The organism is Gordonia sp. NPDC058843, assembly GCF_042743165.1.
Classification (GTDB): Bacteria; Actinomycetota; Actinomycetes; order Mycobacteriales; family Mycobacteriaceae; genus Gordonia.
In genome coordinates this window covers 1-17303 of the sequence record NZ_JBHYNC010000018.1, presented here as the reverse complement: position 1 = coordinate 17303, position 17303 = coordinate 1, and the positions used below count along the sequence as shown (strand labels likewise).

17 protein-coding genes are annotated in these 17303 nt (G+C 68.1%); 11 read left to right on the top strand and 6 right to left on the bottom strand.

Features of this window, described 5'->3' with window-relative positions; all coding sequences use genetic code 11:
- Positions 1-8: 8 nt before the first annotated feature.
- Positions 9-1346 (bottom strand): PQQ-binding-like beta-propeller repeat protein, encoded by a 1338-nt coding sequence (locus ACFW3F_RS13805; protein ID WP_388058200.1) that lies wholly within the window; start codon positions 1344-1346, stop codon positions 9-11.
- Positions 1347-1457: 111 nt separating this feature from the next.
- Here ACFW3F_RS13805 and ACFW3F_RS13800 point away from each other — a divergent pair, with 111 nt between their 5' ends.
- Positions 1458-2204, top strand: a complete 747-nt coding sequence (locus tag ACFW3F_RS13800) for an acyltransferase (protein WP_388058198.1) — start codon at positions 1458-1460, stop codon at positions 2202-2204.
- A gap of 414 nt (positions 2205-2618) precedes the next feature.
- Here ACFW3F_RS13800 and ACFW3F_RS13795 read toward each other — a convergent pair whose 3' ends face one another.
- From ACFW3F_RS13795 to ACFW3F_RS13785, 3 genes are read right to left on the bottom strand one after another with little or no spacing between them, the layout of a single operon-like run.
- A complete protein-coding gene (locus tag ACFW3F_RS13795) occupies positions 2619-3947 on the bottom strand; it encodes a glycosyltransferase family 4 protein (RefSeq protein WP_388058197.1) in 1329 nt (442 codons plus the stop codon).
- Complete coding sequence (locus ACFW3F_RS13790; protein ID WP_388058195.1) at positions 3944-5524, bottom strand: 1,4-alpha-glucan branching protein domain-containing protein; 1581 nt, start codon at positions 5522-5524, stop codon at positions 3944-3946. Before ACFW3F_RS13790 ends, ACFW3F_RS13795 begins: the two co-directional genes overlap by 4 nt.
- Positions 5521-6345, bottom strand: a complete 825-nt coding sequence (locus ACFW3F_RS13785; protein WP_388058193.1) for a class I SAM-dependent methyltransferase — start codon at positions 6343-6345, stop codon at positions 5521-5523. The genes ACFW3F_RS13790 and ACFW3F_RS13785 overlap by 4 nt, the downstream gene beginning before the upstream one ends.
- A gap of 186 nt (positions 6346-6531) precedes the next feature.
- Between ACFW3F_RS13785 and ACFW3F_RS13780 the strand changes: the two genes are divergently transcribed.
- The 9 genes from ACFW3F_RS13780 to ACFW3F_RS13740 all read left to right on the top strand — a co-directional run bounded on the left by ACFW3F_RS13780 (position 6532) and on the right by ACFW3F_RS13740 (position 14805).
- Positions 6532-7317: an electron transfer flavoprotein subunit beta/FixA family protein gene (locus ACFW3F_RS13780; protein ID WP_388058191.1), complete on the top strand. Its 786-nt coding sequence runs from the start codon at positions 6532-6534 to the stop codon at positions 7315-7317.
- 53 nt (positions 7318-7370) lie between these two features.
- Positions 7371-8327 carry an electron transfer flavoprotein subunit alpha/FixB family protein gene (locus ACFW3F_RS13775; protein ID WP_388058189.1) on the top strand — a complete coding sequence of 319 codons (957 nt, stop codon included), beginning with the start codon at positions 7371-7373 and terminating at the stop codon, positions 8325-8327.
- Between the two features lie 99 nt (positions 8328-8426).
- A complete protein-coding gene (locus ACFW3F_RS13770) occupies positions 8427-9416 on the top strand; it encodes a GNAT family N-acetyltransferase (RefSeq protein WP_388058187.1) in 990 nt (329 codons plus the stop codon).
- Complete coding sequence (locus tag ACFW3F_RS13765; RefSeq protein ID WP_388058185.1) at positions 9413-10360, top strand: lysophospholipid acyltransferase family protein; 948 nt, start codon at positions 9413-9415, stop codon at positions 10358-10360. The genes ACFW3F_RS13770 and ACFW3F_RS13765 overlap by 4 nt, the downstream gene beginning before the upstream one ends.
- Positions 10361-10422: 62 nt before the next feature.
- The gene (locus ACFW3F_RS13760) at positions 10423-10902 is read left to right on the top strand and encodes a DUF4334 domain-containing protein (protein ID WP_388058183.1); all 480 of its coding nucleotides are present in this window, start codon (positions 10423-10425) and stop codon (positions 10900-10902) included.
- 123 nt (positions 10903-11025) lie between these two features.
- Positions 11026-12246: a cysteine desulfurase family protein gene (locus tag ACFW3F_RS13755; protein WP_388058181.1), complete on the top strand. Its 1221-nt coding sequence runs from the start codon at positions 11026-11028 to the stop codon at positions 12244-12246.
- The gene (mnmA, locus tag ACFW3F_RS13750; RefSeq protein WP_388058179.1) at positions 12246-13364 is read left to right on the top strand and encodes a tRNA 2-thiouridine(34) synthase MnmA; all 1119 of its coding nucleotides are present in this window, start codon (positions 12246-12248) and stop codon (positions 13362-13364) included. Before ACFW3F_RS13755 ends, mnmA begins: the two co-directional genes overlap by 1 nt.
- The gene (locus tag ACFW3F_RS13745; RefSeq protein WP_388058177.1) at positions 13361-14377 is read left to right on the top strand and encodes a vitamin-B12 independent methionine synthase; all 1017 of its coding nucleotides are present in this window, start codon (positions 13361-13363) and stop codon (positions 14375-14377) included. The genes mnmA and ACFW3F_RS13745 overlap by 4 nt, the downstream gene beginning before the upstream one ends.
- A 41-nt stretch (positions 14378-14418) precedes the next feature.
- Entirely contained in the window at positions 14419-14805 is a 387-nt protein-coding gene (locus tag ACFW3F_RS13740) for an MmcQ/YjbR family DNA-binding protein (RefSeq protein ID WP_388058175.1), read from the top strand.
- A gap of 49 nt (positions 14806-14854) precedes the next feature.
- Here ACFW3F_RS13740 and ACFW3F_RS13735 read toward each other — a convergent pair whose 3' ends face one another.
- Both ACFW3F_RS13735 and ACFW3F_RS13730 read right to left on the bottom strand, forming a co-directional pair.
- Positions 14855-15469 carry a hypothetical protein gene (locus tag ACFW3F_RS13735; protein ID WP_388058173.1) on the bottom strand — a complete coding sequence of 205 codons (615 nt, stop codon included), beginning with the start codon at positions 15467-15469 and terminating at the stop codon, positions 14855-14857.
- A 4-nt stretch (positions 15470-15473) separates the two neighbouring features.
- Complete coding sequence (locus tag ACFW3F_RS13730) at positions 15474-15902, bottom strand: hypothetical protein (RefSeq protein WP_388058171.1); 429 nt, start codon at positions 15900-15902, stop codon at positions 15474-15476.
- A gap of 349 nt (positions 15903-16251) precedes the next feature.
- Here ACFW3F_RS13730 and ACFW3F_RS13725 point away from each other — a divergent pair.
- Positions 16252-17303: DUF222 domain-containing protein (locus ACFW3F_RS13725; RefSeq protein ID WP_388058169.1), on the top strand; the 1052-nt coding region annotated here is incomplete at its 3' end.

Genomic DNA, 17303 nt, shown 5'->3' with positions numbered 1-17303 from the left:
GCGAACGACTATCCGAGGCTGGCCTTGCTGTCGAAGAAGTACACCTCGCCGAGGTTGGTGGCGGTGGCGATCTGTCCGGAGTAGGACACCGAGACCCCGGTCGCGAAGCCGCGCGAATCGGGCAGCGGCAGAGTCCGTTTCGTCACGCCGTCGGTGGTGGACACCTCGACCAGTGACAGGGTGTCCTTGCCGGGATCACGAGCGACCGTCCACGCGGTCTGCTGCTGGGTCAGCGCGGACAGGCTCACCGTCGCCACATCGGTGCGCTGCCAGACCTGTTCGGCTCGATCGCCCTGATCCCGCAGCAAGGTCAGCGGGGCGCCGAGTGAACCGGTCGGGATGATCAGACCGTCCGGCGACACGGTCATCGTCGCGAAACCGTGCCCGCCGATGTCGTAGGTCCACCGCGTCGATCCGTCCTCGGCGTTCAGGGCGACGATCTTGCCGTCGCGCGAGAACGCGTACAGCGTCGCACCGTCGGCGGATAGCGTCGGTGTCCCGACGACGCCGCTCGGGACGTCGGCCTGCCAGGCGGTCCGGATCTCACGGTTTCCGGCCACCGCGCCGTACTTCATCGCGCGGATCTGCGAGGTCGCGGCACCCTGGGGAAAGAAGTTGAGGTAGAAGCGCTCTCGCTCGGTGTCGACGGCGGCAGGGGCCGGGATCGCGCACTGCGGCCCGTTGCTCACGCAGTCGCCGAAGCCGCGGAGCGGTTGCGCGGGGTCGGCGTCGTCGCGCAACTTCACCTCGGGCGCGAGGAGTTCGTTGCGCTGGGTGTCGATCAGCAGGATCTGACCCTGCGTGCTGGCGACCAGCACGGTGTTGGGAGCCGCGAACTTCGCCGACAGCGGGACGCCGATCACTCCCGCACGCCAGCGGATGGCGCCGCCGGCATTGAAGGCGAGGAAGGTCGACTCCTCGCCGAGATAAGGCTGGTCATACTGGTCGACGAGCATCGCGTTGATCTCGACGCCGGCCCGCATGTCCTTGCAGAAGTTCTTGCGGCCCGACCGGCTGTCGAGCACCAGGACGTTGCATCCCTCGGCCGCATTGGACGTCACTCCCACGTTCCCCTTGCCGGAGATGGTCACCGGCGCGGTGACCGGTCCGCCGGTGGGCCGCGTCCAGCTCAGCGTCAGATCGTCCGGCACATCGGCGTACGCGAAGTTGGCGTTGCCCGGGACACCGCCGTAGCTGGGCCAGCCGACGCTGGGAACCGACCGGACGTCGATGTGGCCGTCCGAGCACGCGGCGAGTCCCAGTGAGCACACGGCCGTGAGGGCGACGAGCAGACGGGCCAGCGCGGATCGGCGGTGTCGGGACACCTGCGGTCGTGCCAAGGCCATCCTGCTCCTCATCATCGTGTCCGCGCACGGGGCGTGCCGTCGAACGGCACGGGGACGTGCCAGCAGTGAGCCTATCGTGCGCCAAATCCGGGTCGATTAGGGTTTCTCGTCATGACCACCATGTGGAATGCCTCGTACCGGTCCCGCCGGCGCGCAGGCCGACGCCGCGACCCCGACCAGGCGCGTTTCCTCACGCTGGACTCGCTGCGCTGGGTGAAACGCAATCGTGCGTACACACCGTGGTACCTCGTGCGCTACTACCGCCTGGCCCGATTCCGCCTGGCCAACCCGCACATCGTGCTGCGGGGCATGGTCTTTCTCGGACGCAATGTCGAGATCCACGCCACTCCGGAACTGGCGCGGATGGAGATCGGCCGTTGGGTCCACATCGGTGACGGCAACTCCATCCGCTGTCACGAGGGCAGCCTCCGGATCGGGGACAAGACCGTCTTCGGCTGCAACAACGTCGTGAACTCCTACCTCGACCTCGAGATCGGCGGCTCCACCCTGATCGCCGACTGGTGCTACATCTGCGACTTCGACCACAAGATGGACGACATCACCCTGCCGATCAAAGACCAGGGCATCGTCAAAGGCCCGGTGCGGATCGGTCCGGACACCTGGGTGGCGGCCAAGGTGTCGGTCCTGCGCAACACCATCGTCGGCCGAGGATGCGTCCTCGGCTCGCACGCGGTGGTCAAGGGCGTGATCCCCGACTATGCGATCGCGGTCGGCGCACCTGCGCGGGTGGTCAAGAACCGGATGGACGACTGGGCCTCGAACTCGGCCGAGCGCGCCGAGCTCGAACGCGCCCTCGCCGACATCGAGCGCAAGAAGGCTGCGGCCGAGCGCGACTAGATCGACGCGACAGCTCCTTGCCGGCACTGATCCGACAGAACTGCAACTGCTGCTTCCTCATACGAAGGAAGCGCCCCAACTGCTCCCTGAGGAGCGACCGGAGCTTGCGGAGGGCGCGCACCCCACTGCTCCCTGAGGAGCGGCCGGAGCTTGCGGAGGGTGCAACAGCCCCACTGCTCCCTGAGGAGCGCCCGGAGCTTGCGGAGGGCGCAACAGCCCCACTGCTCCCTGAGGAGCGCCCGGAGCTTGCGGAGGGCGCGTCACGAAGGGTCCGGCGACTCATCTCACCAGGCCGCAAATACTGGGCTTCAAAAGCCGGTCGTGAAAATCGCGAGTCGTCCGTCCGCGGACGAAATCCCGGGGACCTCTGAGCGACAGCAGTGCCACCTACCGAATCGAAAGTGGAGCGGAAGGTCAGGCCTGCCCCGGGTCCCGTTCCGGCAGGGGACGTTCCGGGATGTCGGGTCGTCCGATCGCATGCCGGACCCGACGCTTCGCCGAGAGGTGCACGCTCGCGGTCCGTTCGGCGACCTCGGCCCACGAGAACTCCGCGGTGAGCCGTGCCCGGGCCCGCAGCGCTCGTTGGGCAGCCGCGCCCGGATCGGACAGCGTCGCACGGACCGCCGCAGCCAGACCCGCGACATCGGCTGGCTCGAACGTCAGGCCGGTGTCCGGCTCGCGGACCGCCTCGCCCAGACCGCCGGCGGTCGACACGATCAGCGGCACGCCGGTGGCCGCCGCCTCCAGCGCCACGATCCCGAACGGCTCATACCGACTGGGCAGGACGATGGCGTCACAGCGGTGCATCAGCGTCACCAGCTCGCCGTGATCCACCGGACCGACGAAGGTCACCGCCTTGCTGACCCGGTGCTTGCGCGCCTGCTCCAGCAGCCAGTCCCGCTGGGTGCCGTCGCCGGCGATCGTCAGCGTCGTACCCGGATGGCTGCGTCGGATCCGGGGGAGTGCGGCGAGAAGGTCCTGAACGCCCTTCTCGTATTCGAGCCGACCCGCGAACAGCAATTCGGCCGGACCACCCGTGCGGGTGCGCTCCGCGAACGGCCACGCACGGATGTCGATGCCGTTGTGGATCACCGTGATGTCGGCGGCGTCGTACCCGAACAAGCGGTTCACTTCGTCACGCATCGACGCCGAACAGGTGATGAGGGCGTCGGACTCGGACACCAGCCACCACTCCACCGAATGCACCTGCCGATTCGTCCGGCCGCTCACCCAGCCGCTGTGCCGACCCGCTTCGGTCGCGTGGATCGTGGAAACCAAAGGGACATCGAAGAATTCGGCCAGTGCGATGGCGGGGTGGGCGACCAGCCAATCGTGCGCATGCACCACGTCGGGCACCCACCGCTGCTCGGAACCGGTTACATTCGGCCCGCTCGCTCCGCTCCCGGCGCCGGTCACATTCGGCCCGCTCGCTCCGCTCCCGGCGCCGTGCAAAACCCGCAACCCCGCCCGCACGAACGCATGCCCCATCGCAAGCGTCCAGGCCATCATGTCCTGCCCGAACTCGAACTCCAGCGGGTCTTCGGCGACGGCAAGGACGCGAACACCTTCGACGACGGTGTCGGTCGTGGGATGAGTCACCGCATCGGTTCCCGAGGGCCGACGGGTCAGAACCACCACGTCGTGGCCCGCAGCGGCCATCTCGGTGGCGAGGTGATGCACGTGCCGGCCGAGTCCGCCCACCACCACCGGTGGGTATTCCCACGACACGAATAGCACCCTCATCCGATTTCCCCCTCGGTGACGTTCCCCCCGGCGCCGATCCGCTCAGCCGCGGTCAGGGTCGTCTGCAGCCGACGCGCATCGAGTGCGGGGAAGAGGTTGTCGGCGCGTGACCAGTTCGCGGCGAGCGTCTCGGCCGCGTCGTCGCGGCCGCGCATCGCCGCGTCGCAGATCTCGCGGGTGGCATGCGCATGCGTGTGTGCTCGCGACACAGCGTACTGAGCCGCGGTGTCCTTCGACACCATGAACGGCCAGTCCGACGACACCGTCAGCAGCGCTTCACGCACGATCTGGTCGGCCACGCGGTTGCGCTGACCCCCTCGGTGCTGCAACTTGGCCACGGCGTCGAGGGCGGTCTCGGTGACCTCGGCGTTCAGGTCGACGAGGTGCCGCACGGCCGGGCCGTTCCACACCCGCCAGTCCTTGCCCGACCCCCACGACGACCGGGCGAGATCGATCGGCGCTCCGACGAGACCGGAACGTGTTGCGCCCGCAAGGGTTCCGACGGTGACGCCGACCTCGGGCAGTCGCCGGAGAACCCGTTCGAGCCACTGCGGTCCCTCGTGCCACCAGTGTCCGAACAATTCGGTGTCGAACGCGGCCACGACCAGCGCGGGTCGGCCGATCCGGTCGCTCTCGTCGAGGAGGCGCTCGCGCACGTGCATCACGAAGTCGTCGACGTGCCGGTCGAGCACCGCGTCTGCCCGCGCCGGATCATAGGGCTTCTTGTCCTCGCCCGAGACGGTTCGGCCGGTGACCCGGAACCGCTTGAGCCCGGTCTCGTGGTCATAGGTGTGGAAGTCGCGGTACGCGGCATGCCCGGGATAGCCCGACTTCGGCGACCAGACGCGATAACTCACCGTCAGGTCACGTCCGTACGCGACGACGTCGCTCTCGCCGACGGGACGTCCCAGTGCGGTGTCGCCGTGCAATGCCGGCCCGTCGACCATGAAGTGACGCACGCCCGCGCCCTCGTACTCGGTCCCCATCCCGGGGGCGAAGGCGCACTCCGGGGCCCAGATACCGGCGGGGTCGAAACCCCAGCGTGCGTGCGCATCCGCGAGCCCCTCGGTCAGCGAGAAGCGGCGCAGTCGCGGATCGAGGAGCGGCGCGAACGGGTGGGCGAGTGGACCGCCCAGGATCTCGACCACCCCGCTCGAGGCGAGCCCGCGGATCAGCGGCGATGCACCATGCCGCCACCTCGTCTCGAAGACGTCCAGTGCGCGCTGCGCGTCGAGGAACTCTCGGCGGCCGGCGTCGGCGCGGTCGGTGTCGCGCGACATCGCGGCCTGCGTGGCGCGCAGTTGCCAGTCGGCGAGCCACTCGTACATCGACGACGCGCAGTGCGGGTCGTCGAGCTGCGCGGCGAGGACCGGCGTGATGCCCAGGGAGAGCTGATCGGTGTAACCGTCGGCGGCAAGACGCTCGAGCACGTCGAACAACGGCAGATACGACGCCGCCCACGACTGGTACAGCCACTCCTCGCCGACCGGCCAGCGCCCATGATTCGCCAGCCAGGGCAGATGCGAATGCAGGACCAGCGTGAACTGGCCCGGGACGGGTGCGGTGCCGGTGGTCACCCGTCGGCCCGCGACGCGACCGCGAACAGGTCGAGGGAGGCGTCGATGTCGGACTCGCGGGAGTCGACGACGTCGAAGTCCGCGGCGACCACGCCGGCGACATCCGCGGTCAGTTCGTCGGGCCACGGCTCGCCGGCGAGAGCACGCTCGATCTGGGCATCGATGAGTGAACCACCCCATTTGGTGTCGAGCGCGCGGAGCGCCGGTCCGTGGACGACGCCCAGCATCGCGTCGACCTCGAAGCCCCCGTCGAGAAGCAGTTCGGTGAGTTCGGCGGCGTCGAGCTCACGAGTGTGGAACGGGTTGAGCGGGGTGTCGCGGCCGGGAGAGAAGGTGATGCGGTTGGGCGTCGACATCAGCAACAGCCCGCCCGGACGCAGCACGCGGCGACATTCGGCGACGAATCGTGGCTGATCCCAGAGGTGCTCGATGACCTGGAAGTTGACCACGACGTCGACCGAGGCGTCGGCGAGCGGTAGGTCGATGAGATTGCCCTGGTGGACGACGAGGCGGGGATATCGGCGGCGGGTGTGTTCGACCGCGGCGGTGTCGTAGTCGACGCAGATCACCGACGACGCGCCGGCGTCGGCGATCATCGCAGCGCCGTACCCCTCGCCGGACCCGGCTTCGAGGACGTCACGTCCCGCGCACCGGCCGGCGATGTGGCGGTACGCGATCTCGTGGCGCCGGAACCAGTAGTTCTCGGCAGGGATTCCCGGGACCGTCCGCTCGCCGGTGAGCGCGAGTTGCTGGTCGGTGTCGAGTGCCTCGAGACCACTGGTTGTCGTCCCGTGCGACGATCCGAGGTCTGCGTCAGTCATCTGAGAGAGAGTAGGGCATGCCCTACCGGCTGCCGGGGCCGTCGTACCGAGCGAGCGAACGGTCGAGTGCATTGTGTGAGGTAGTCGATGTTTAGTGGAATCATAGGAGACGCTAAAGTGGTGGGGACCCATGGCCTTACCCGCCGGTAAGTTGCCGAACCCGATGCAGGAGGTCGACGTAGACCCATGACAAACATTGTCGTACTGATCAAGCAGGTTCCCGACACGTGGTCCGAGCGCAAGTTGTCCGACGACGACTACACCCTGGACCGTGAGGCCGCCGACGCCGTACTGGACGAGATCAACGAGCGTGCCGTCGAGGAAGCGCTGAAGATCAAGGAGGCCGACGGCGGTGAGGTCACCATTCTGACGGCCGGCCCCGAGCGCGCCACCGACGCGATCCGCAAGGCACTGTCGATGGGCGCGGACAAGGCGATCCACATCAAGGACGACCTCATGCACGGCTCGGACGCGGTTCAGACCGCTTACGTGCTGGCCCGGGCGCTCGGCACGGTCGAGGGTGTCGAGTTGGTCATCGCCGGCAACGAGGCCACCGACGGTCGCGTCGGCGCGATCCCGGCGATGATCGCCGAGTACCTCGAACTCCCGCACCTCACCCACCTGCGTGCGCTGACCCTCGAGGGCGAGACCCTCAAGGGCGAGCGGGAGACCGACGACGGCATCTTCCACGTCGAGGCCACCCTGCCGGCCATCGTCAGCGTCAACGAGAAGATCAACGAGCCGCGCTTCCCGTCCTTCAAGGGCATCATGGCCGCGAAGAAGAAGGAAGTCACCGTTCTCACCCTCGCCGAGATCGACGTCGAGGCGAGCGATGTGGGCCTGGAGAATGCCGGCTCCGTCGTGACGGCGAACACCCCGAAGCCGCCGAAGACCGCGGGCGAGCGCGTCACCGACGAAGGCGACGGCGGCACCAAGGTCGCCGAGTACCTGGTCGGCCAGAAGATCATCTGACCTTCTCCACGCAGACCACCGGCGAACCCCCAGACATTCAGGAGAAAACCACCATGTCAGAAGTACTCGTTCTCGTGGAACAGGACGCCGAAGGCGCCCTGAAGAAGGTCACCAGCGAGCTCATCACCGCCGCCCGCGCTCTCGGCACCCCGTCGGCCGTCGTCGTCGGCAAGCCCGGCTCGGCCGATGGCATCCTCGACGGACTGAAGGAAGCCGGCGCGGAGAAGATCTACGTCGCCGAGTCCGACGACGCGGGCAGCTACCTCATCACCCCGCAGGTCGACGTCCTCGCCTCGATCGCCGAGAGCGCATCGCCGGCCGGCATCCTCGTGCCGGCGACCGCCGACGGCAAGGAGATCGCGGGCCGCTTGGCCGTGCGTCTCGGTTCCGGCGTCCTCGCCGACATCGTCGACGTCAAGGAAGGCGGCGTGGGCATCCACTCGATCTTCGGTGGCGCCTTCACCGTCGACGCCCAGGCCAAGGGAGACGTGCCGGTCTTCTCGATCCGCCCCGGTGGCGTCGAGGCCGCTCCGCAGGCCGGCGCCGGCGAACGTGTCGACGTCGAGGTCCCCGCCCAGGGCGAGGGCGCGGTCAAGATCACCAAGGTCGAGCCGAACGTCGGCGGCGACCGTCCCGAGCTGACCGAGGCATCGATCGTCGTCTCGGGTGGCCGTGGTGTCGGCAGCGCCGACAAGTTCTCGGTCGTCGAGGAGCTCGCCGACGTGCTCGGCGCCGCTGTGGGTGCCTCGCGTGCGGCCGTCGACTCCGGTTACTACCCGGGCCAGTTCCAGGTCGGTCAGACCGGTAAGACCGTGTCGCCGCAGCTGTACGTCGCCCTGGGCATCTCGGGCGCCATCCAGCACCGCGCGGGCATGCAGACCTCGAAGACCATCGTGGCCGTCAACAAGGACGAAGAGGCCCCGATCTTCGAGATCGCCGACTACGGCATCGTCGGCGACCTGTTCAACGTCGCGCCGCAGCTGACCGAAGAGGTCAAGAAGCGCAAGTGATCAGGAGCTGATCAGCTGAACACCCGGTGACCCCCGACTCCGCGTCGGGGGTCACCGTGCGTTCGGGGGTCGTTCACCCGCAGGTGGTCGCCGCGCAGCATGTTCATCCGGCGTCGGCCCGAGTTCATCGAACCCGCACCGACACGACACACTGCGGTGGTCCCGCCGACGCCCGGTCTGGCTTTCATTCGAGTCATGAACGCCATGCAGTCGCCAGTCCGCACCAGCCACGTCTCGCGCGCACGGTTCACGCGGGCCGTGCCGACGACCCTGCTCACCGCGGGGCCCATCCGGGTCCTCGTCTCCGACGACCCGGCGGACATCGTCGCCGCACAAGAGCTGCGGTTCCGCGTCTTCGCCGACGAACCCGGCTTCTCCAACCGCATCGGTGACGCGGTGACCGGGCGTGACGCCGACCGTTTCGACGCCTTCTGCGAGCACCTCATCGTCCGGCATGACGACGACGGAGTCGTCGGGTGTGCGCGACTCCTCTCCCCGGCGCGGGCAATCGCCGCCGGCGGCTGGTACTCGGCCACCGAGTTCGATCTCCGTGAGATGAGCGACATCGTCTCCGAGACAGTCGAATTGGGTCGCGCGTGCGTCCACCCCGGGCACCGTGACGGGTCGGTGACCGCGCTGATGTGGGCGGCCCTTCTCCAGTACATGGACGACGCCGAGCTGCGCTACCTGATGGGCTGCGTGTCGGTGCCGCTGCACAGTCCGGGCGAGTGGCTCCCGGGCTCGTCGATGCGTGCCTTGCGCGATCGGCTGCGCGATGAGCACCAGGATCCGCAGCGTCGCGCGCACCCGCTGGCGCCGGCACGCGTCGGCGGACGACTGCTCGACGACATCGTGCCGTCGGAGACGGTCGCGATGCCGCCCCTGATGCGCGGGTATCTACGACTCGGCGCCCGCATCTGCGGCGAGCCCGCGGTCGACGACGTCTTCGACGTCGCGGACTTCCTGACCCTGCTCGACCGCGAGGGCGCGAACAAGCGATACCTCGACCGACTGCGATCGAGCGCCAGGCGCCTCGGCTCGACCCAACGGCCGGATGCCGCGCCGGAGCCCGGGGGCGCGGCACGATGACCGCGCTGCTGGTCGGTCCGGTCACACCGCGCACGGATGATCTTCGGCGCCACCATGTGGGGTGTCCGCCGTCCCGCACCTCATCGGGCGCGCCGGCACACCCATGGTTCCCGATCAGCACCTGCGGCGACGGTTGCATCGGCGCAACGGTGGCGCGGCGGTTCGACGCGATGGCCGACGCGACGATCGTCGCCTGGCGCATCTGCCGACTGTTCGCCGTCGTCCTGTGGATCGTCTGGGCAGCCCTGACCGCCGGCGCGGTGGCGCGTCTGCGCCGACGCCCACCGCGGGCACTTCGCGCCCCCGCGGCGAGTGCGCTGCTGGCGGCCCTGGGCATCTCCGTCGACGTCGAGGACCGGCGATCCGGCCCGGTCCGACCGGGGCTGGTGGTCGCCAACCACATCTCCTTCCTCGACGTCCTGGCGCTGGCGCTGGTCAGCCCGGCGCACGTGGTGGCCAAGTCCGATGTCGTCGGGATGCCGGTGGTGTCCTCCCTTGCACGCAGGTTCGGCGTCATCGCCGTCGATCGCGGCACGCTTCGCGGATTGCCGGGGACGGTCGGCGAGGTCGCCGGCCGCCTGCACCACGACTCATCGGTGATCGTCTTCCCCGAGGGCACCACGTACTGCGGTCGATCCGGCGGCGCCTTCCGGCCGGCGTTCTTCCAGGCCGCGATCGACGCCGATGTGCCGGTGGTGCCGGTCCGACTCAGATTCATCGGTACCGACGGGACCACGGCGACGGCGCCGAGCTTCATCGGCGCCGACACCCCGGCCGACACGCTGCGGCGGGTTCTGCGGACGCGTGGCCTCGCGGTCACGATGGTCATCCACCCACCCGAGGCGCCCGGCCGGGATCGTCGCGAGCTCGCCGGCCGGTGCGAGCGCGTCGTGGCGGGCATGCCGGAGGCCGCCGAAAGTGACATCACCCGTTCTCTCATATAGGTTTCTCCGGTAGCCGTCCGCGTTCTGCGGACGATCACCCGCGTACCTCCAGGAGGCCGACGATGACGTCCACGCAAACCCGAGAAGCCGCGCGCGCCAAGTTCTTCGAACTCCGGGACGCCGACGGACGAGTCGATGACGCCGATCTCGACACGGTGTGGGCGGGACTCTCGACGCTCCGGCCCGAGGAAATGCTCGGCGCGTGGAAGGGTGGGGAGTTCACCACCGGTCACGCCATCAACGGCATGCTGGCGAAAGCCAACTGGTTCGGCAAGACCTTCACCTCGCGCAGTGACGTCCAACCGCTGGTGTGCCGCGACGAGAACGGCGACCTGTACTCCAACACGAAGCTCGGCAAGGGCGAGGCCAGCCTCTGGGCGATCGAATTCCGCGGCGAGGTCACCGCGTCGATGGTCTACGACGGCCAGCCGGTCATCGACCACTTCAAGCGCGTCGACGACACCACTGTCATGGGGATCATGAACGGCAAGGGCGGCGTCATCGACGGCCGTCACCTGTACTTCTACCTCGAGCGGGTCTGACAGCGAACAGACGTTCCGCCCCCTCGCGCCTCTTCTGTGCGCGTTCGCCTCGTCGACAGACGACCGATCGGTCGCCGATCGCGGAATTTGTCGGCGACCGACGCGCGTTTATCCTTGCTAGCGATGCCCGTGCCAAGCCGACCGCCCGTGAAGGCGCCCGTCTACCTCGACCACGCCGCTTCGACGCAGATCCTGCCCGAAGCCGTCGAGGCGATGACTGCCGTCTTCGCCCAGCCGGGTAACGCCTCGTCGCTGCATGGCTCCGGACGCCTCGCGCGGCGTCGTCTCGAGGAGTCTCGCGAGGCGATCGCCGCGGCCGTCGGAGCCCGACCCTCTGAGGTCGTCTTCACCGGAGGCGGGACCGAGTCCGACAATCTCGCGGTCAAGGGCATCTACTGGTCACGGCGCAATGCCGACCCGCGTCGTCGCCGGATCATCACCTCCGCGATCGAACACCACGCGGTCCTCGATCCCGCGCAGTGGCTCGCCGACGACGCCGATGCCGAACTCGTCCTGCTGCCCGTCGGCGCCGATGGTGTGGTCTCACCGGCCGACCTGCGCGCCGAGCTGGAAAAGCATGGGGATGAGACCGCTCTCATCACGATCATGTGGGCCAACAACGAGGTCGGTTCGATCCAGCCGGTCGCCGAGCTCGCTGCGCTGGGGGCCGAGTTCGGGGTACCCGTGCACTCCGACGCGATCCAGGCCGTCGGCCACCTGCCGGTCGATTTCGCGGCCAGTGGCCTCTCGGCGCTGAGCCTGACCGCCCACAAGTTCGGCGGTCCGCAGGGCGTCGGTGCGCTCCTACTCGGCCGTGATGTCGGGTGTGTGCCGTTGCTGCACGGCGGCGGCCACGAGCGTGATGTGCGCTCGGGGACCCAGGACGTCGCCGGGGTGGTCGGCATGGCCGCCGCACTGACCTGGTGTGTCGAGCACCTCGAGGCGAACTCCGCCCACGTGCGCACGCTGCAGACGCGCCTGACCGAGGTGCTCCTCGGGGTCGACGGGACGGTGCGCAACGGGGTCGACGGGGCCGGTCGCCTCCCCGGAAACGTGCACGTGTCGTTCGCCGGGTGCGAGGGCGACTCGCTGCTCATGCTGCTGGACGCCAAGGGTGTCGAATGCTCGACCGGATCGGCCTGTACCGCGGGCGTCGCACAGGCGAGTCATGTCCTGCTCGCGATGGGGCTGGACATGGCCGACGCGCGGTCGTCGCTGCGGTTCTCCCTCAGTCACACCACCACCGATGCCGACATCGACGCGGTCGCCGCGGTCATCGACGAGGTCGTCGACCGGGCGCGGGCCGCGGGTCTCGTGTCTGTCCCCGGCGGAAGGATCTCCTGATGCGCGTACTGGCGGCGATGAGCGGCGGAGTCGATTCGGCGGTCGCCGCGGCACGAGCGGTCGAGGCCGGCCACGAGGTGGTCGGTGTCCACCTGGCGCTGTCCACGGCTCCCGGTGCGCTACGCACCGGCTCGCGCGGCTGCTGCTCACGCGAGGACGCCTCAGATGCCCGCCGGGCGGCCGACGTACTCGGAATCCCCTTTTATGTCTGGGATTTCGCCGACAGGTTCAAAGACGACGTGATCGACGAGTTCGTCGAGGCATACGCGGCCGGACGCACCCCGAATCCGTGCCTGACGTGCAACGAGAAGATCAAGTTCGCGGCACTCGCCGACAAGGCGATCGCCCTGGGTTTCGACGCACTGGCCACCGGCCACTACGCCCAGCTCGTAGATGGAGAGTTGCGCCGCGCGGTCGACGCCGACAAGGACCAGTCCTACGTGCTCGCCGTCTTGACGCGTGACCAGTTGTCGCGCGCGATGTTCCCGATCGGCGACACCCCGAAGAGTGAGATCCGGGCCGAGGCGGCTCGGCGCGGGCTGGCCGTCGCGGACAAGCCGGACTCCCACGACATTTGCTTCATCCCCAGCGGCGACACCCGTGCGTTCCTCGGTGCGCGCATCGGCGTCCGGCCGGGAGCCATTGTCGACGCGACGTCGGGTGAGCGACTCGCCGAGCACGACGGTGTCCACGGTTTCACCATCGGTCAGCGCAAGGGTCTCGGTGTCGAGGCGCCGGCCGCCGACGGCAAGCCGCGCTACGTCACCGAGATCGACCCGGATTCGGGGACGGTGACGGTCGGGACGGCGGCCGATCTGCAGGTCTGGGGGATCACCGCCACCCGCGCGGTCTGGACCTCGGGGGTCACCCCCGACGAGCCCTTCGACGCGATGGTGCAGGTCCGCGCTCACGGCGGACTCGCGCCGGTGCGGGCCACGGCCATCACCATCGACGGTGAACCCGCCATCGAGATCGCGCTGCAGGAGCCGCTCACCGGCGTCGCCCGCGGTCAGGCCGCGGTGTTGTATCTGCCCGATGCCCGTCGCGGCGACCAGGTCGTCGGGTGTGGACGCATCGCCACCACCGCGTCGCAGCCGTCTGTCGTAGCGTCTCCGTGACCGGTCCGGTTCTGCCCACCGGCGTGGGCACCGGTGTGGGTTCGATGCCCGGCACCGACGCGCGTGCCGCCGCCGAGGTGATCAACGGCGAACTCGACTTCGCACACCTCGCCGAACTCCCCGGCCGTGGCATCGGCTCGGATATGGTCGGCCGGATGGCGGCCATCCTCGTCGATCTGCCGATGGACACCGCGACGTGGGGATACCGCCTCGCGCAACGCCATTCCCGCCTGGCCCGGCGTGCCGCCGATCTGCTCGCCGAGGACCTCGACGTCGTCGAGGAACTCTGGGAGACAGCGGGTTTCGTCGGCACCGGGAGGCCGTTCAAGGTGCAGGTCGCCGGTCCGTTCACCACCTCGGCATCCGTCGAACTGGCGAACGGGCAGCGGGTGCTCAAGGACCACGGTGCGGTGCGCGACATCGTGGAGTCGACGGCCGAAGGTGTGCGCGAGCACGTTGCCGAACTGGAACGCCGGCTCGGCGCGCACGTGGTGGTCCAGCTCGACGAGCCGATGATCGGCCAGGTCATCGACGGCACGGTGAAGCCGTTGACCCGTTTCGACCCCATCCGGGCGATCCCGGTGGTCGAGGTGGCCCGTGCGCTCACCGAACTCGTCGACCACGTCGGCGCACCGGTGATCGTGCACGATTGCGGGAAACCGCGATGGGATCTGCTCGAACTCCTCCCCGGTGTCGCGTATTCGATCGACGTCACCAAGCCGTCGGCGACCGATCTCGACGGCATCGGCTCGCTCGTCGATCGCGGCGGCGTGCTGCTCGCGGGACGCGTACCGTCGACCGCACCCGATCGCCCGTTGGCCGCCGAGACTGTGGCCACCGATCTCGCGGCACTGACCGACCGCATCGGACTGAATCGCAAAGTGTTGGCGGACAACGTCATCGTGACGCCGACCTGTGGTCTCGCCGGCGCCTCGGCGTCGTGGGCCAAGACGGCACTGACGATCACCGCCGAAGCCGGCCAGCTGCTGGGCAGCGATCCCTCGGCACTCTGAAAAGTCTGCGGCGGCGCCGTCGCAGACCTATCCTCGTCGGTATGCCGCACCCGATCATGTTCGACGACGCGGATCCCCATCTGGGTCGGATCCGGGAGATCGCGCTCGCGTTGCCCGACGCGACCGAGGTCGTCGCGCACGGCCGGCCGACGTTCCGCTGCGGCAAGATGTTCGGCAACTACGGCGGCGGCGTCAAGGGCAGCAAGGTGCGTCATGATCAATCGATCCTGGTCCTCGCCGACGAGTCCGAACGGCCCGCGCTGCTGGACGATCCGCGGTTCTTCCTGCCCGCCTACCTGGGCCCCGCCGGCTGGGTGGGCCTGATCCTCGACGACGACACCGATTGGGATGAGGTCGGCGAGCTCCTCGACACCAGCTACCGCCAGATCGCACCGAAGCGGTCGGTGGCCAAGCTCGACGCCGTGTGACCCGCGGACGTGTCGCTCCGGCAATGCCCGCGGCCCCGCCGGCCGAGCACTACCCGGCCATGTCCTCGCCTTCTTCGGACATGTCCATGCCTGTCAACCGCTTCCACTCTGGGGGAACGTGCAGGGCCAATACTTCAACCTCCTGCTTCGCTCCGAGGTCCGGCCTTATCTGGTTGACCTCGGTCCAGCGGATCGGTAGTGAGAAGGTGGTATCTATGAATAGCTCGGCCACGGCTGGGGAGGTGTCACGGTCGAGGTGCATGAGGTAACCGTGCTCGGTCAATTCGGCGCCCCTCATCTGCCACTTGTCTCCAGGGCGTCCCCAGATCGGGAATCTATTCGGCTTCAGCATCTTGACGAGCAGCGGCCAGTGCGCAAACCCCGAGGGTGGCTTCGGGGGAATCGATTGCCCGCTGTCGTCGACCAACTCTTGTCCTGCATTCCTGGTGTATCGACGGGTCTGGCCGTACTTGGGCGTGCGTTCCGACCAGGAGCAGAGTTCGTTGTCGACAAAGAACTCAACCGTCTGAACCTTCGTGGGCGGGCCGGTCAGATCGGTCTTACCCCACGACCTGTATTCGGCGGTTCCGGAGATGCGTGCACAGGAACCGGTGTTCTGAAGAAGGCTGATCGCCGCCAATGTGTCTTCCAGTGTTGTCGCCACGGTCCTAGCTTGCCGGACCGTCACCGGTCCCGCGGGAATACGACTGCGTTCGGCCCCAGGCGGAAAGGCCCACAGCGACGACGGCCTGCCCGCCGATGAGTGCCCATGGCAGAGCGAGCAGTTCCCATCCGGTCGTGCCGAAGTTCAGAGCCCACACGATGATTGCCGTACCCAGAACGATGGTCATCAGATGGCCGAGGGTGACGAGGATCGAAGCGGCCGTGCGCGTGTGTCGCCGTAGAACACATACGACCCCGATGACTGACGCAACGAACGCGCACAGCAAGCCGATCAGTGTCGGGAACACCACCATGTACTCGAAGTTGCCCGATACCTCTACGACTCCGGACAGAAGGAGCGGCGGTACGACGAACACCAGGATGGGCACCGCGCACAGCACCGAGATGATCGACGCGATTCGCAAGGTCTTCACCAGGACACGGTATCTGCGTGAGAACCAACCAGTCCGACCGTGTCGGCGTGGAGCCAGTACGCACGGTGTCACGCAGGGCTTCTCACAGCGGAGAGAAACCACGATGCGTGAATGTAGAACGGCCGGCAGAAATCTGCGCGTCCATGAGTGCCGAAGAGTCCGTCAACTATGACGCTCTGGCACCCGAGCCGGGGCGTCGCGTGTGACTGATGGGGTTTCTGTTCACCACAGTTCACCACGGTTCACCGCTGGGATGTGAAAGACATCTACTGCTACACAACCAAACTCGAATGCAAACGGGTTGTGGACAAACCTCGTCGTCGAACGTCTTGGCGAGTATCTTGGTCTCATGACCTCGATCACCGAGCTCCGCGACACCCTCGTCTCTCTGCCGTCGCCACCCGACGACGGGAGCGGTCGCGCAGTGTGCGACCGCCTCGACGAACTACGGGTGCTGCGCAACGTGTTGGATCATCAGATCGCGGTCCACATCGCGCTGCTGGATGCCTCGGGCGCGGCGTCGCGGGCGGGGTCGACGACCCGGTCGTGGCTGATCGAGATGGGCATGCCCCCGGCGGCCGCGCACCGTGGTGCACGGATCGCCGGCGGGTTGGGGGCGTTGCCGAAGGTCGCGGACTGTGCCGCCGAGGGCTATCTGTCTGCCGAGTGTGTTGATGCGGTGGTTCGTGGCATCGCAGTCATCGGCAGGCGGGCTGCGGCTGCGTTGTCCGACGACGACCGGACCCTGTTCGAGAGCGAATTGCTCACGCAGGCGTTCTCCGGTGCCACACCGGCCGAGATCGACACCCACGCCCGGAGCATTGCCATGCGGGTGGCCGATGCCGATCCGGACGCGGTGGCGGCGGCTGATGATGCATCGCTGAACACGGTGCACACGCGGGTGACCGAGGAGGGCAGGGTCGTCATCAGCGGGGATGTGACGGCGGTGATCGGGGAGAAGTTTCTGTCGATGATCGACGAACGCTCCGGTCCGCGCCCGGAACCCGACGGTGCCGAGGATCGTCGCAGTGTCGGAGAACGTCGCGCCGACGGGCTGGAGCTACTACTCGATCAGGCCGCGATCGGTGCTGCCATGACCACCGCCGGCGCACCCCGCACCCAGGTGTTGGTCACCATCCCTGCCGACGGCGCGGATCCGGCGCGGTTGCCGTGGCTTGGGGCGGTATCGGCATCGACGGCGCGGCGGTTGTCATGCGATGGCGGTGTGACGTCGATCGTCCTCGACGACGAAGGCGTGCCGTTGCGGATGGGAACGACGAAACGACTGTTCCCGCATCATCTGCGCCAGGCGATCATCGTGCGGGATGTGTGTTGCGTGAAATGTGGTGCCCCAGCGGCGCATACGCAAGTCCATCATGTGGTGCATTGGGCTGATGGTGG